At 61.8% G+C, this 14,947-nt stretch carries 11 protein-coding genes; 1 reads left to right on the top strand and 10 read right to left on the bottom strand.

Going from position 1 to position 14,947, the window contains the following annotated elements; translation table 11 throughout:
- Window positions 1-337: 337 nt before the first annotated feature.
- A complete protein-coding gene (gene estP / locus J5M57_RS25355) occupies window positions 338-2,248 on the top strand; it encodes an esterase EstP (RefSeq protein WP_207849911.1) in 1,911 nt (636 codons plus the stop codon).
- A 170-nt stretch (window positions 2,249-2,418) separates the two neighbouring features.
- Here the strand turns inward: estP and trpE are convergent, their stop codons facing one another.
- From trpE to J5M57_RS25305, 10 genes are all read right to left on the bottom strand, one after another.
- Window positions 2,419-3,900 carry an anthranilate synthase component I gene (trpE, locus tag J5M57_RS25350; RefSeq protein WP_207849912.1) on the bottom strand — a complete coding sequence of 494 codons (1,482 nt, stop codon included), beginning with the start codon at window positions 3,898-3,900 and terminating at the stop codon, window positions 2,419-2,421.
- 70 nt (window positions 3,901-3,970) lie between these two features.
- Window positions 3,971-4,789 (bottom strand): phosphoglycolate phosphatase, encoded by an 819-nt coding sequence (locus tag J5M57_RS25345; RefSeq protein WP_207849913.1) that lies wholly within the window; start codon window positions 4,787-4,789, stop codon window positions 3,971-3,973.
- On the bottom strand, window positions 4,786-5,460 hold the full coding sequence (gene rpe, locus J5M57_RS25340) for a ribulose-phosphate 3-epimerase (RefSeq protein ID WP_003228808.1): 675 nt from the start codon (window positions 5,458-5,460) through the stop codon (window positions 4,786-4,788). The genes J5M57_RS25345 and rpe overlap by 4 nt, the downstream gene beginning before the upstream one ends.
- Window positions 5,461-5,540: 80 nt before the next feature.
- The gene (locus J5M57_RS25335) at window positions 5,541-6,689 is read right to left on the bottom strand and encodes an iron-containing alcohol dehydrogenase (RefSeq protein WP_169843507.1); all 1,149 of its coding nucleotides are present in this window, start codon (window positions 6,687-6,689) and stop codon (window positions 5,541-5,543) included.
- Window positions 6,690-6,842: 153 nt separating this feature from the next.
- A complete protein-coding gene (locus J5M57_RS25330; RefSeq protein WP_064589486.1) occupies window positions 6,843-7,667 on the bottom strand; it encodes an ABC transporter permease in 825 nt (274 codons plus the stop codon).
- Between the two features lie 12 nt (window positions 7,668-7,679).
- Entirely contained in the window at window positions 7,680-8,927 is a 1,248-nt protein-coding gene (locus J5M57_RS25325) for an ABC transporter permease (protein WP_064589487.1), read from the bottom strand.
- Window positions 8,928-9,209: 282 nt separating this feature from the next.
- Complete coding sequence (locus tag J5M57_RS25320) at window positions 9,210-10,253, bottom strand: ABC transporter substrate-binding protein (protein ID WP_025113554.1); 1,044 nt, start codon at window positions 10,251-10,253, stop codon at window positions 9,210-9,212.
- Window positions 10,254-10,301: 48 nt separating this feature from the next.
- Window positions 10,302-11,426: an ABC transporter ATP-binding protein gene (locus J5M57_RS25315; RefSeq protein ID WP_064589489.1), complete on the bottom strand. Its 1,125-nt coding sequence runs from the start codon at window positions 11,424-11,426 to the stop codon at window positions 10,302-10,304.
- A gap of 351 nt (window positions 11,427-11,777) precedes the next feature.
- Window positions 11,778-12,419 carry a response regulator transcription factor gene (locus J5M57_RS25310; protein WP_169843506.1) on the bottom strand — a complete coding sequence of 214 codons (642 nt, stop codon included), beginning with the start codon at window positions 12,417-12,419 and terminating at the stop codon, window positions 11,778-11,780.
- A gap of 114 nt (window positions 12,420-12,533) precedes the next feature.
- Entirely contained in the window at window positions 12,534-14,930 is a 2,397-nt protein-coding gene (locus J5M57_RS25305) for a sensor histidine kinase (protein ID WP_169843505.1), read from the bottom strand.
- Window positions 14,931-14,947 lie beyond the last annotated feature (17 nt).

Below are 14,947 nucleotides of genomic sequence, written 5' to 3'. Positions count from 1 at the left end.
TGTCGGACGCGGGAATGCACGTCGGCACAGCGGTATTTCAAACGGGTAAGGAAGGCAAAGCGATACAGATCCGGCCGGGCCGGCAGAAAAGATTCAGGCGCGCCAACGCCAACGGGCGTGTGCCTTGATGACTTGATCCAGAAGTTTGCTGACGATCAACACGGGGAAGGTCTCGTTCATACGTTCTGGCACAGTAACTTAGCTGGGCGGAGCGTGCAATATGGCGGGGCCGGCAGGGGAACAAACTTTGCGAGGGTTCACGACCGATGGCAAAAGGCCGGGAGTTTTTGGTACTGTCGTTTCGTTCACCTACAACAATAAATAAACGGACTTGCTCATGATCAAACAGACGTTGTTTGTACCGCTCGCCGGATGCCTGCTCGCCATGGCATGTGCCCAGGCGTACGCAGCACCCGCGCCCTACTCCAATTTCATCGTCTTCGGCGACAGCCTGAACGATGCCGGGACCTTCAAGGACACCGGCGGTCCGGCCGGCGCCACGCAGCGCTACACCAACCGCACCGGCCCGTTGTACAAGGACGGTACCGGCGAGAACCGCGACCTCAACGCCACCCAGATCATCGGCGGCAAACTGGGCTTCAGCCCTGATCAGACCGCGTCTTCGTCCTCGGCCGTACGGGCCGGCGAAGGTCTGGCCGATGGCAATAACTGGGCGGTGGGCGGTTACCGTACCGACCAGATTCTCGACTCGATTACCACGCAGTCCGCCACCGGCGAACGCACCCGCAGCGGTTACCTGCCTTCGAACGGCTTCCGCGCCGACCCGAATGCGCTGTATTACCTGTCCGGAGGCGGTAACGACTTCCTCCAGGGCCGCGTGCTCAGTCTCGATCAGGCCAGTTCGGCGGCTGATCGCCTGGCTGACAGCGCACGTACGCTGCAAGGCGCCGGCGCCAAATACATCATGGTCTGGCTGCTGCCGGACATCGGCCTGACCCCGGCGATCAACGACTCGCCGCTGCAGTCTTTCACCTCGCAACTCAGCGCTCGGTTCAACACCGAACTGGTCAGCCAGTTGCAGGGCATCAACGCCGAAATCATTCCGTTGAACATTCCGGTGCTGCTCAAAGAGGCCTTCGCCAATCCGGCACAGTTCGGCCTCGCAACCGACCAGAACCTGACGGCCACCTGCTTCAGCGGCAACAGTTGCACAGAGAACGCCAGATACGGCATCAACAGCGCCACACCGGACCCGACCAAGCTGATCTACAACGACTCGGTGCACCCGACCGAAGCGGGTCAGCGCCTGATTGCCGATTACGCCTACTCGCTGCTAGCGGCCCCCTGGGAACTGACCTTGCTCCCGGAAATGGCCCAAGGCTCATTGCGCGCGCACCAGGATGAACTGCGCAATCAATGGCTGGCCGACTGGGAAAACTGGCAGGGCATCGGCCAATGGCGCGCGATCGTCGCCGGTGGCGGTCAGCATCAGGACTTCGACGGCCAGCACAGCGCCGCCAGTGCCGATGGCAACGGCTATAACCTGAACATCGGCGGCAGCTATCGCGTCAACGAAGCCTGGCGCATCGGTTTGGCCGCAGGTTTCTATAACCAGAAACTCGAAGCCGGCGACGCCGACTCGGAATACAAACTCAATTCCTACATGGGCACCGCGTTCGCTCAGTACCAGCAAAACCGCTGGTGGGGCGATCTGGCGATGACCGCCGGCAAACTCGACTACGACAGCCTCAAGCGCAAATTCCAGCTCGGGGTCAACGAGCGCGGGGAAAAAGGCGATACCGACGGCTACGTGCTGGCGATCAGTGGCCGCATCGGTTACGACATCGCGCAGCAGGCCAGCAGCCCATGGCATCTGTCGCCATTTGTCAGCGCCGATTTTGGCAAGACCGAAGTCGATGGTTACTCGGAAAAAGGCGCGGACTCGACGGCGCTGACCTTCGATGACCAGTCGCGCAACTCTCGGCGCCTGGGCGTGGGTATCCAGGGCAAGTACCAGATCACCGCGCAGACCGAAGTGTTCGGCGAATTCGCCCACGAGCGTGAGTACAACGATGACCGGCAAGACTTGACCATCAACCTCAACAGCCTGCCAGGCAACCGTTTCACCCTCGAAGGCTACGAGCCGCAGACCAACCTCAATCGCCTGAACCTGGGCGTGAGCCACAAGCTCACTCAGGACCTGGCCCTGCGCGCCAGCTACAACGTGCGCAAGGATGACGACTTTACCCAGCAAGGGGTTAACGTCGGGGTCAGTCTGGATTTCTGATTGGCGGACATAAAAACGCGGCGCCCTTACAGGCGCCGCGTTTTTTTATGGCTGAACACAATCCAGTGCAGGAGCGAGCCTGCTCGCGATGGCGGTGTATCAGCCAACATCTATAACGACTGACACGTCCTCTTCGCGAGCAGGCTCGCTCCTACAGGGGATAACGTGAATCAAACTTCCGGGGTTTGCTCGGCCAGGGCCACCGCGCGAAACATCGCGCGTCGCTTGTTCAGGGTTTCTTCCCATTCCAGCGCCGGCACCGAGTCGGCCACGATGCCGCCCCCGGCCTGCACGTGCAGCTCGCCGTTCTTGATCACCGCGGTACGAATCGCAATCGCGGTGTCCATGTTGCCGTTCCAGGCGAAGTAACCGACCGCGCCGCCATACACGCCACGTTTGACCGGTTCCAGCTCGTCGATGATTTCCATCGCGCGAATCTTCGGTGCGCCTGACAAGGTGCCCGCCGGCAGAATCGCCCGCAGTGCATCCATCGCCGTCAGCCCGGCCTTCAACTGGCCTGTGACGTTGGAGACGATGTGCATCACGTTGGAATAGCGCTCGATGACCATCTTCTCGGTGAGCTTCACCGAACCGATTTCCGAGACGCGCCCGGTGTCGTTGCGACCCAGATCGATCAGCATCAAGTGCTCGGCGATCTCTTTGTCGTCCGACAGCAGGTCTTCTTCCAGCGCCCGATCGGCTTCTTCGGTGGCGCCACGCGGACGCGTACCGGCAATCGGGCGCACGGTGATCAGGTTGTCTTCGACCCGCACCAGCACTTCCGGCGAACTGCCGACGACGTGGAAGTCGCCGAAGTTGAAGAAGTACATGTACGGCGTCGGGTTGAAGCAACGCAGGGCGCGGTACAGATCGATCGGCGCGGCCTTGAAGTCGATCGACATACGCTGCGACGGCACGACCTGCATGCAGTCACCGGCCAGGATGTATTCCTTGATGGTGTCGACGGCTTTTTCGTAATCGTCCTGGGTGAAACTGGAGCGGAATACCGGGTCAGCTGCTTGCTGCTTGCTGAAATCCAAGCCACGGCGCGGGGTGATCGGCTGACGCAGTTTCTCCAGCAGCCCCTGCAATTGCGCCTGACCTTGCTCGTAGGCATCAGCCTGCGAAGGATCGGCCAGGACGATCGCGTGCATCTTGCCGGCGAGGTTATCGAACACCACCACCGCATCGGACACCATCAGCAGAATGTCCGGTACGCCCAGCGGATCCGGGTTCGGGCACTTGCCCAGACGCTTTTCCACATAGCGCACGCAGTCATAACCGAAGTAACCGACCAGGCCACCGTTGAAACGCGGCAGACCGGCGATGGTCGGCACGTTGTAGCGGGCCTTGAAGGTTTCGACGAAGGCCAGCGGGTCTTCGACGTCATGGCTTTCGGTCTCGACGCCGTCGACGGTGATGCTCACGTGATGGTCGTGAACCCGCAGCACGGTGCGGCACGGCAGGCCGATGATCGAATAGCGACCCCATTTCTCGCCGCCCTGCACCGATTCGAGCAGGTAGGAGTTGGGCTGGTCAGCCAGTTTCAGATAGATCGACAGCGGCGTGTCGAAGTCGGCCAGGGTTTCGCAGGCCAACGGAATGCGGTTGTAGCCGTCGGCGGCCAAGCGCAGGAATTCTTCGCGGATCATGAGGTGCCTCGTGGTGTGAGGTGCTGACAGTCAGGTATGCAAACGCGCCGGCATGCCGGCCAGGAACCAGTCAGGCGCGCCAACGCCAGCGGGCCAGAGCCTTGATGACTTTCATCCAGAGTTTGCGAGTGACCACCACGATGGCGTTTCCAGAATGGGATTGAGAAGCGTCGGGCAACGTTATCTCAGCGGCTGTACCGAGGCAACCGGGAATTAGCTGGCGCAGATCGTCGATCACCAGCGCCGGGGATTCCTCGGCAATCGGCCGGCCGTGGTTGTAGCCGTAGCTCAACCCAACACATTTGACCCCCGCCGCTTTCGCCGCCAGCACATCGCTGCGCGAATCACCGACGAACAGCGATTGCGAGGCCGGGATATTGGCCATTTTCATCACGAAGAACAGCGCGGCCGGATCGGGTTTCTTCTGCGGCAAGGTATCGCCACCGATGATCCACTTGAAGTAACGGCCAATCTTCATCTGATCCAGCAACGGCGCGACAAAACGCTCCGGCTTGTTGGTGATCAGCGCCATGACCACGCCCTGCTTGTGCAGCCACTTGAGCGTGTCGCGCACGCCGGGATAGACCACAGTCAGCTCATGGCTGGCGCCGTAGGCGTCCATGAACACTTCCAGCGCGTGCTCGGCCTCGACGTCGTCCACTGCCGAATGATCGATGCCGCCGGCCAGCGCCCGGCGCACCAGCACCGGTGCGCCATTGCCGACCCACTCGCGCACCGACTCGATGCCGGCAGGCTTGCGGCCGAGAGAGAGCAGCATGGTGTCCACCGCCGCCGCCAGGTCGGGAACCGAGTCGATCAGCGTGCCATCCAGATCGAACATCACCAACCGTGGCAGTTGCCCCGGGAACAGCTGCTCAAAACCGCTCATGGGCGCGCCAGCGCCAGTTCGGAACGCATCTTGTCGATGACTTCCTGATAGTTCGGCGCATTGAAGATCGCCGAGCCGGCGACAAAGGTATCAGCGCCAGCGGCAGCGATTTCACGGATGTTGTTGACGTTGACGCCGCCATCGATTTCCAGGCGAATGTCGCGGCCCGAGGCATCGATGATCGCCCGCGCTTCGCGCAGTTTGTCGAGGGTGCCGGGAATGAACTTCTGGCCGCCGAAGCCCGGGTTGACGCTCATCAGCAAGACCATGTCGACCTTGTCGATCACGTACTTGAGCACGTCCAGCGGGGTCGCCGGGTTGAACACCAGGCCGGATTTGCAGCCGCCTTCACGGATCAGTTGCAGCGAGCGATCGACGTGCAGCGTGGCTTCCGGGTGGAAGGTGATGTAGGTGGCGCCGGCCTCAATGAAGTCGCCGACGATGCGATCCACCGGGCTGACCATCAGGTGCGCGTCGATCGGCGCGGTGATGCCGTACTTGCGCAGTGCCGCGCAGACCATCGGACCGATGGTCAGGTTCGGCACGTAGTGGTTGTCCATGACATCGAAGTGAACGAAGTCCGCACCGGCGGCCAGAACGTTGTCCACTTCTTCGCCGAGGCGGGCGAAGTCGGCGGAGAGAATCGACGGAGCAATTACGAAGGGCTGCATGACGCACCTTTTCTGAGCTAAATCACGATGGCGCGCATTGTATACCTCAAGTTTCCGCGCGCGCACCGTGACCGCGATGATCAGTAGGCTGCGCGGTAGATCTTCTCGATATCGATGGCGCTGAGCTTTCGCGGGTTATTGCGCATCAAGCGCTCGATTCCCGCGGCCTCCACGGCCATGGCCGGGATCGCATCTTCCGGTACACCGAAACTGCGCAGGCCGACGGGAATTTCCACCGCCACGCACAAGTCGGTCATCGCCTGCACGGCTTTGTCCGCCGCTTCGCTGGCACTCAGATGAGCGGTCTTCAGCCCCATGGCTTCGGCGATATCCTGCATGCGCTCGACACAGGCCATCTTGTTCCAGGTCATGACATACGGCAGCAGCAAGGCATTGCTGACGCCGTGGGCGATGTTGAAACGTCCGCCCAGCGGATAGGCCAACGCATGCACCGCGCCGACCCCGGCATTGCCGAACGCCATGCCGGCCATCAGGCTCGCGGTGGCCATGTCTTCGCGGGCTTGCAGGTTGGCGCCGTTGGCGTAGGCCTTGGGCAACGACCTGGCGATCAGTTTGATCGCGCCGAGTGCCAGCGAGTCGGTAATCGGCGAAGCGTTGACCGACAGATAGGATTCGATGGCATGCACCAGCGCATCGACACCACTGGCGGCAGTGACGCTGCGCGGACAGGTCAGGGTCATTTGCGGGCTGACCAGCGCGACGTCCGGTAACAGATAGTCGCTGACGATGCCTTTCTTCAGTTGCGCAACCTTGTCGGAAAGGATCGCCACGTTGGTCACTTCCGAACCGGTGCCGGCGGTGGTCGGGATGGCAATCAGCGGCGGGCCTTTGCGCGGCACTTGATCGACGCCGAACAGGTCCTCCAGCGCGCCGTGGTATCCGGCATACGCGGCGACACTCTTGGCGATGTCGATGGCACTGCCGCCACCCAAACCGATCAAGCCGTCATGCCCGCCTTCGCGATAGACGCGCATGCAGTCTTCGACGATGGCGATTTCCGGGTCCGGCAGCACCCGGTCGAAAATCTCGTAATCGCGCCCACCCAATTGGCACAGCGCCAGCTCGACGGTGCCGGACTTGACCAGCGCAGCGTCGGTGACGATCAGCGGGTTGTCGATATCCAGGCGCGTGAGTTCCGCCGCCAGTTGCTCGATGGCCCCGGCGCCGGTGATCAGTTTGTGAGCGATTTTGAACTGGGACAGACTCATCGTGCGCAGCCTCTTATAGATGTGGGAGCTGGGCACAAGATTAGCTGGGGATTTGGGGTTGTCTGTTATTCAGGTCGTGAATGACCGCAAGAACCCTTTAAACAATTACCCCCTGTAGGAGCTGCCGAAGGCTGCTCCTACAGGGGATCGGCGTCAGACCTGAGCGGTACGCAGTTTTTCGCTGCGGCCTCGCAGCCATTCCAGGGTCAGCAGCAGGATGACGGAAAAGGCGATCAGCAATGTAGCCGCAGCGGCAATCGTCGGGCTCAAGTTCTCGCGGATCCCGCTGAACATCTGCCGTGGCAGCGTCGCCTGCTCGGGGCCGGCGAGGAACAGCGTCACCACCACCTCATCGAACGACGTCGCGAAGGCGAACAGCGCCCCGGAAATCACCCCCGGTGCAATCAGCGGCAGGGTCACCCGGCGGAACGCGGTCAGCGGTGAAGCGCCTAGGCTGGCCGCCGCCCGTACCAGGTTGTGGTTAAAGCCCTGCAGCGTTGCCGACACGGTAATGATCACGAACGGCACACCCAGCACCGCATGCACCACGATCAGCGAGAAGAAACTGTTGCCCAGGCCCAGCGGCGCGAAGAACAGATAACTGGCGACACCGATGATCACCACCGGCACCACCATCGGTGAAATCACCAGCGCCATCACTAGCGATTTGCCGGGGAAGTCGCCACGGGTCAGGCCGATGGCGGCCAGGGTCCCGAAGACCATCGCCAGCACGGTCGCGGCCGGGGCGACGATGATGCTGTTCTTCAGCGCGCGCATCCATTCGGCCGAGGCGAAGAAGTCCTGGTACCAGTGCAGGGAAAAACCCTGCAACGGATACACGAGGAAACTGCCCGAGTTGAACGACAGCGGCACGATCACCAGCACCGGCAGAATCAGGAACAGCAGGATCAGGCCGCAGAGAATCCGCAAGCTGTAGAACCACACCCGTTCGATGGGCGACATGTAAGGACTCAGCATTTCAAATTCCCCTTAGCTCAGACGCAGGCGACTGGCGCCCACCAGCCAGCTGTAAATCAGATAAAGCACCACGGTCGCCAGCAGCAGCAAGCCGCCCAACGCAGTGGCCATGCCCCAGTTGATGCTGGTGTTGGTGTAGAACGCGACGAAGTAGCTGACCATTTGATCGTTCGGGCTGCCCAGCAGCGCCGGGGTGATGTAGTAGCCGATGGCGAGGATGAACACCAACAGGCAACCAGCGCCGACACCGGCATAGGTCTGCGGGAAGTACACCCGCCAGAAACTGGCGAACGGGTGGCAGCCCAGCGAAATTGCGGCGCGCATGTAGGTCGGTGAGATGCCTTTCATCACGCTGTAGATCGGCAGGATCATGAACGGCAGCAGGATGTGCACCATCGAGATGTAGACCCCGGTGCGGTTGAACACCAGTTCCAGTGGCTTATCGATGATGCCCATCGCCAGCAGTGCGCTGTTGATCAGACCGCCCGATTGCAGCAACACGATCCACGCGGCGACCCGCACCAGAATCGAGGTCCAGAACGGCAGCAGCACCAGAATCATCAACAGGTTGCTCTGGCGCGATGGCAGGTTGGCCAGCAGATACGCCAGTGGATAAGCGAGCAGCAGGCAGATCACCGTGATGATCAGGCCCATCCAGAAAGTGCGGGCGAAGATGTCGAGGTAGATCGCCTGATCCGGGGTCGCCGGGGCGAGTTCGCCGAGGTCGTCAATACGGTGATCGACCGCCGCCAGCAGATAATACGGGGTGATGCTGCTGGTGTTGCGTTTGACCGCTTGCCAGTAGGCCGGATCGCCCCAGCGCTCATCGAGGCCTTCGAGTGCTTCTTTATAAGAGGCCGGCTCGCTGGCAAATGGCAGCGCCCGGGCCGTTTTGGTCAGCAGGCTGCGATAGCCGGCCAACTCCATGTTCAAGCGCTTGGACAGGTCGCCCAGCGTCTGGTTTTTGCGCGCTTCGGCGAGGTCTTCGCCGGCCGCTTTGTACACCGGTTCAGCGGGCAGGCCGCGGCCGTCCCAACTGGCGATGGCTGCCACGGTGCGCGGCATGCCGCCGACCACTTCCGGGTTGCCGACGCTTTTATAGAGCAGCGCCACGATCGGCACCAGGAACACCAGCAACAGAAACAGCACCAGCGGCGCAATCAACGCCTGGGCCTTCCAGCGGTTGACCCGCTCGGCGCGCTTGAGCTTCTGCTTCAAGGTGGGGCTGGCGCCCTCGTTCAGGGGAACGGCGATGGCCATGACGTACTCCGCAAATCTTTGATCGTTACAGAGGTGGCGAACCACCTCTGTTGTGTTGAAACACCACTACCGGTGGGAGCGAGCCTTGCTGAGAGAGCGAACCTTTGTGGCGAGGGGATTTATCCCCGATCGGCTGCGCAGCAGTCGTAAAACCTGAGAATCCGGTTTATCTGACACACCGAGCGGGTATGGCTTCGGGGCTGCTGCGCAACCCATCGGGGATAAATCCCCTCGCCACAAAAGCTCCCTTGCCACAAAGTCTCTCATCCAGTCGGAGCCGGGTTACTTCGCCGCCCAGGAGTTGAAGCGCTGCTCCAGTTGCTCGCCGTTGTCAGCCCAGAAGCTGACGTCGATCTGCACCTGGTTGGCGATGTTTTCCGGGGTGGTCGGCATGTCTTTCAGCACGTCCTTGCTCAGCAGCGGAACGGCTTGGGTGTTGGCCGGGCCGTAGGCGATGTTTTCCGAGTAGGTCTTCTGCTGCTGTGGCTGGACCGAGTAGGCGATGAATTTCTTCGCCGCTTCAGCACGCGCCTTGTCCAGGCCTTTCGGGATGGCCCACGCGTCGAAGTCGTAGATGCCGCCGTTCCACACCACTTTCAGGTTGGATTCTTTCTGCACCGCAGCGATACGACCGTTGTAGGCCGAGCTCATGACCACGTCACCGGAAGCGAGGTATTGCGGCGGTTGCGCGCCGGCTTCCCACCACTGGATGCTTGGCTTGAGTTCATCGAGTTTCTTGAACGCACGGTCCTGGCCGTCCTTGCCGGCCAGCACTTTGTAGACGTCTTTCGGGGCCACACCATCGGCCATCAAAGCGAATTCGAGGGTGTACTTGGCGCCTTTGCGCAGGCCACGCTTGCCCGGGAATTTCTTGGTGTCCCAGAAATCGGCCCAGCTGGTCGGTGCGGTTTTCAGCTTGTCGGCGTTGTACGCGAGCACGGTCGACCAGACGAAGAAACCCACGCCGCAAGGCTGGATCGCACCCTTGACGTAATCTTCGGACTTGCCGAACAGCGCCGGGTCCAGCGGTTCGAACATGTCTTCATCGCAGCCACGGGCCAGTTCCGGCGATTCGACCTCCACCAGGTCCCACGACACGCTCTTGGTGTCGACCATGGCTTTGACCTTGGCCATTTCGCCGTTGTACTCGCCGGCGACGATCTTGCCATTGCCCGCCGCTTCCCACGGTGCATAGAAGGCTTTGACCTGCGCAGCCTTGTTCGCCCCGCCAAACGACACCACAGTCAAATCCGGGCCAGCGGCCATGGCGCTGGCCGCGCCCATTAGGCCCAGGGTCAGGGCGGTGAACTTCAGGGATCTCAACATTTATTGTTCTCTCCACGTGCAGGGTTGGTGTTGGTATTGCGGGGGCGATCAGTTCGCCTCTAACAGCGGGTCAAGTGCACGAACGTGCTCGACCTGCCAGCCAAGCGGTACCACGTCCCCGACGGCGAGCGCGGGATCGAGCTCGGCAATCGGCTGTTTCACGAAGAAGTCGGTCTTGCCGCAGACTTCCAGGCGCACCCGGACGTGGTCGCCCAGATAGATGAATTCCGCCACCCTCCCTGAGAAGCGGTTGACGCATTGGTCGCTCGAGCCATTGAGGCTGACGCGTTCCGGACGGATCGACAGGGTCACTGGTTCGCCGGTCTGGCCGACGTTGACCGCCAGCGCCTCGACCTTCTCGCCACGACTCAGCTCGACCACGCAGCGCTCGCCGCTCTGGCTGAGCAGGCGACCGTTGAGGCGGTTGTTCTCGCCGATGAAGTTGGCGACGAAGGTGTTTTTCGGTTCTTCGTAAAGGCTGCGTGGCGGGGCGATCTGCTGGATCTCGCCCTGATGGAACACGGCCACACGGTCGGACATGGTCAGCGCTTCGCCCTGGTCGTGGGTCACGTAGACCACGGTCACGCCAAGACGCTGGTGCAGGTGCTTGATCTCCATCTGCATGTGTTCGCGTAGCTGCTTGTCGAGCGCGCCCAACGGTTCGTCCATCAGTACCAGTTGCGGCTCGAACACCAGCGCGCGGGCCAGTGCCACCCGCTGCTGCTGGCCGCCAGAGAGTTGCGCCGGATAGCGCGACGCGAAGGCGTCGAGCTGGACCATGCTCAGGACTTTCTTGACCTTGTCGCTGACATCGCTCTTGTTCAGGCCGCGCACGGTCAGCGGAAAGGCGAGGTTCTCGGCCACGGTCATGTGCGGGAACAGCGCGTAGTTCTGGAACACCATGCCGATGTCACGCTTGTGCGGCGGCACGTTGTTGATTGCGCGACCGGCCAGAAGGATTTCGCCGGCGGTCGGTGTTTCGAAGCCGGCGAGCATCATCAGGCTGGTGGTCTTGCCGGAGCCGGACGGCCCGAGCAGGGTCAGGAACTCGCCTTTGCGAATGTCCAGGTTGAGGTCTTTGACGATCAGGTTCTCGCCGTCGTAGCTCTTCTGCACTCCACGAAAGCTGACCAGCACGTCACTGGCCCCTGCGTTTGAATCGACCTGGCTCATACCCACACCTTTGTTATTGGTAACTGCTGTGGAACAAGCCTAGTGGCTGGCGCCAGCCACGCAAATCGGGGCGCAGGAGAGAATCGCCTCAGCCGGATGGAAGGTTGGGGGTAGGGATCGCCCTACAAGGATGGCGCTAATGGACAAGGCAGTTGCAAGCGTCGAGCTGCAAGCCACAAGAACAAGCAAAAGCGGTTGTCGCTAACAGATATGCCCACAATTTAGGGTGCTATGAAGATCCCCTATAGGAGTGAGCCTGCTCGCGATAGCGGTGGCTCAGTCACCGAAGTGTTGCCTGACAGATCGCTATCGCGAGCAGGCTCACTCCTACAGTTTTAACTGCGGTGATCTTTAGAGGAGTTTGTGTTCCATCGCGTATTTGACCAGATCGGCCAGGGAGGTGATGTTGAGCTTCTGCATCAGCCGCGCCTTGTGGGTGCTGATGGTCTTGCTGCTCAGGGCCAGTTGCTGGGCGATGTCGTTGACGTTGGCGCCCTGGGCCAGGCGTTCGAACACCGAGAACTCGCGCTCGGACAGCAACGAATGCAACGGACGCGTGTCGGTCAGGCCGACTTCGAAGACCATCCGGTCGGCCAGTTCCGGGTCGATGTAGCGCCCGCCGGCCGCGACTTTGCGAATGGCGGTCAGCAGCAATGCCGGATCACTGTCCTTGGTTGCATAACCGGCCGCGCCGACCTTCAGCGCGCGGGCGGCCATTTGCGCTTCGTCGTGCATCGACAGCACCAGAATTGCTGGCGGGTTGTTCAGCGCGCGAATCCGCGGGATCGCCTCCAGCCCGTTGACCCCGGGCATCGAGATGTCCAGCAGCACCACCTCGCACGGCACGCTGCGCAGGGTTTCCAGCAACTGCTCGCCATTGCTCGCCTCCCCCACCACTTGCAGGTCCTTGGCCAGGCCGATCAATTGCTTGATCCCTTCACGGACGATGGTGTGGTCTTCGGCTACCAGTACACGGATCACGTTCTTCTCCATTGTTCTTATTCAGCGTCAGGATCATTCGCGAGCCGGCTCGCTCCCACATTGCAATGCATTCCCCCTGAGGAGTGAGCCTGCTCGCGATAGCGTCAGCTCAAACACCGCAAATCTTCAGACCTCGGAAATCGGCACCCAGACATTCAGGCTGGTGCCCTCCCCCGGCTCACTCTCAAGCCGCAAGCGTCCGCCCATGATCAGCACCCGCTCGCGCATGCCGACCAGGCCAAAGGAGGTCGGCCGATCGCTCGCGACGACAAAGCCTACGCCATCGTCGCTGACCGTCAGACACAATTCGTCGCCTTCCAGCGCCAGCGTCAGTTCCACAGTATGCGCCTGGGCATGCCGCATCACATTGGTCAGCGCCTCCTGCAGAATCCGGAACAGGCCAATGGCCTTGGCATCGCTGAGCGCCGGCAGATTGTCCGGCACCTGCACCAGACACGGAATCTGCGTACGCGCTTCAAATCGCCGCGCCTGCCATTCAATCGCCGAAGCGATCCCGGCATCGAGAATCGGCGGGCGCAGCGCCGTTGCTACATCGCGCACCAGCTGGAACAACTGGGCGATCAGGCGTTTCATGCTGTTGAGCCGCTCGTTCAGCCCGGGGTCGAGTTGCGCATAAGCCAGTTCGCACATCGAGGTTTCCAGTTTCAGCACCGTGAGCATCTGCCCCAGCTCATCGTGCACTTCCCGGGCAATGCGCGCCTTCTCTTCTTCACGCACGCTTTCCAGGTGCGCCGACAGCTCGCGCAGTTGCTCGCGGGACGCCGCCAACTCCAGTTCAATGCGCTTGCTTTCGCTGATGTCCCAGACGATGCCGTCCCAGACATAGGCGCCGTCTTCCAGTTGCCGGGTGATCGCCTTGATCTCGGCCCAGCGTTGTTCGCCCTGACGGGTGAGAATGCGGCCCTGCCACGACCAGTCACTGTCGGTGTCGAGCGCCTGATCCTGGGTCTGGTGGTAACTGGCCTTGTCGTCGGGATGCACCAGGCTGCGCAGGCCCATGTCACGGTGCGCGATAACGGCCGGCGCGTAACCGACCAGACTTTCGCTGCCCTCACTGATGTAGGCGAAATCGATCTGCCCGGTCACCGGCGCCCGCTCCAGGCGGAACACCAGCCCCGGCACGTTGGCGGCAATGCCCTGCAAGCGCGCTTCACTTTCCTGCAGGGCGGCCAGGGCGCGGCGCCGTTCGGTGACGTCGGTGAGATAAACCACCAGATACTCGCTGTCGCGAAAGCGCAAAAAACTCAGCGAGACGTCGGCCGGCAGGATGCTGCCATCGGCGCGCACGCAACTGGTTTCAAAACTCAGCGGCCCTTCTTCACTGGCCCGCGCGCGTTTCCACAGGTTGAGCCAGCGGTCCATGTGCAGCCCGGGTTCGAAGTCGATCAGCGGCCGTTCGATGAGCGCGCCCTGTGGATAACCGAGCATGCTTTCCGCCGCACGGTTGGCGTAACGCACATGGCTGTCCCAGTTGACCCAGAGAATGCCGACGGTGCTTTGATCGATGGAGAACTGGGTCAGACGCAGGGCTTCTTCGCTGGCCGCGCGCAGCGCGATGTCCTCTCGCGCCGCCCGTAACCGGTGCTCAAGGCTGTGCTGCTGACGGCGCTGCCACCAGACGATGGCGATACAACTGAGCAGCAGCACCGCGAACAACAGGCTCAGGTTCTGCCAGAACCCCGGCGACTCCGACAGACGCGGATATTTGGGTTGCAGCCACTGCGTGTGCAGGCGCTCCAGATCCTTGGCCGGGATCGCTCGCAAGGCGCTTTCGACGATCCCGGCCAGCTCCGGCCAGTCGCGTCGCGTGGCGACCCGCAACAGTTGCGGCAGCCCGATATCACCGACCACCACCAACCCGGCGAACTCCGGTTCAGCCGACAAGCGCCCGAGTTGCGCTTCATCCACCACGGCGTAGGACGCCTGCTGACTCAACAGCAGTTGCAGCGCCTGACGCTCCAGCGGCACGCCTTGCAGATTCAGGTGCGGATAATTGCTGCGCAAGTAATCGGCGGTGGCGCTGGGCGTGCGCACGGCGACGCGGGCGAGGCTGTCGACTTTCTCCAGTTCCACCACGCCGCTGCTCTTCTGGTCGCTGACCACGAGTTGCGGCACGCGCATGTACGGATCGGAAAACAGCCACAGACGCAGCGCGCCCGGGGTCTGTGTCAGGCCCGGGGCGATGTCGATCTCGCCTGCGTGGGCGGCTTCCTCCAGCTGCGCCAGATCCTGGAAATTGCGCCAGCTCAGCTCGACATTCAGCGTCTTGGCCAGCGCCTTCATCAACTCGACGTTGGCCCCGGACAGCCGCTGCAGGCGCCGGTCGTATTGCGCGTACGGCGCCTGCAGGACCAGCCCCACGCGCAGTTCACGGTGCTGCGCCAGCCATTGCTGCTCGCTGAAGGTCAAGGACGCCGCATGCGCCGCTGGCGCAGACGCCGCCCAGCCCATCAAGGGAAAACACAACCAGCCGATAACCCACAGGCAGCAAAAACGCATCATTGAAGTCTCGTACACTG

Origin of the sequence: Pseudomonas sp. 86_A (assembly GCF_017491705.1) — a bacterium.
In the GTDB taxonomy this organism is placed as follows: domain Bacteria; phylum Pseudomonadota; class Gammaproteobacteria; order Pseudomonadales; family Pseudomonadaceae; genus Aquipseudomonas; species Aquipseudomonas koreensis.
Note: the sequence above shows the minus strand (reverse complement) of the source record. Positions and strands in the feature narration are given on the sequence as shown.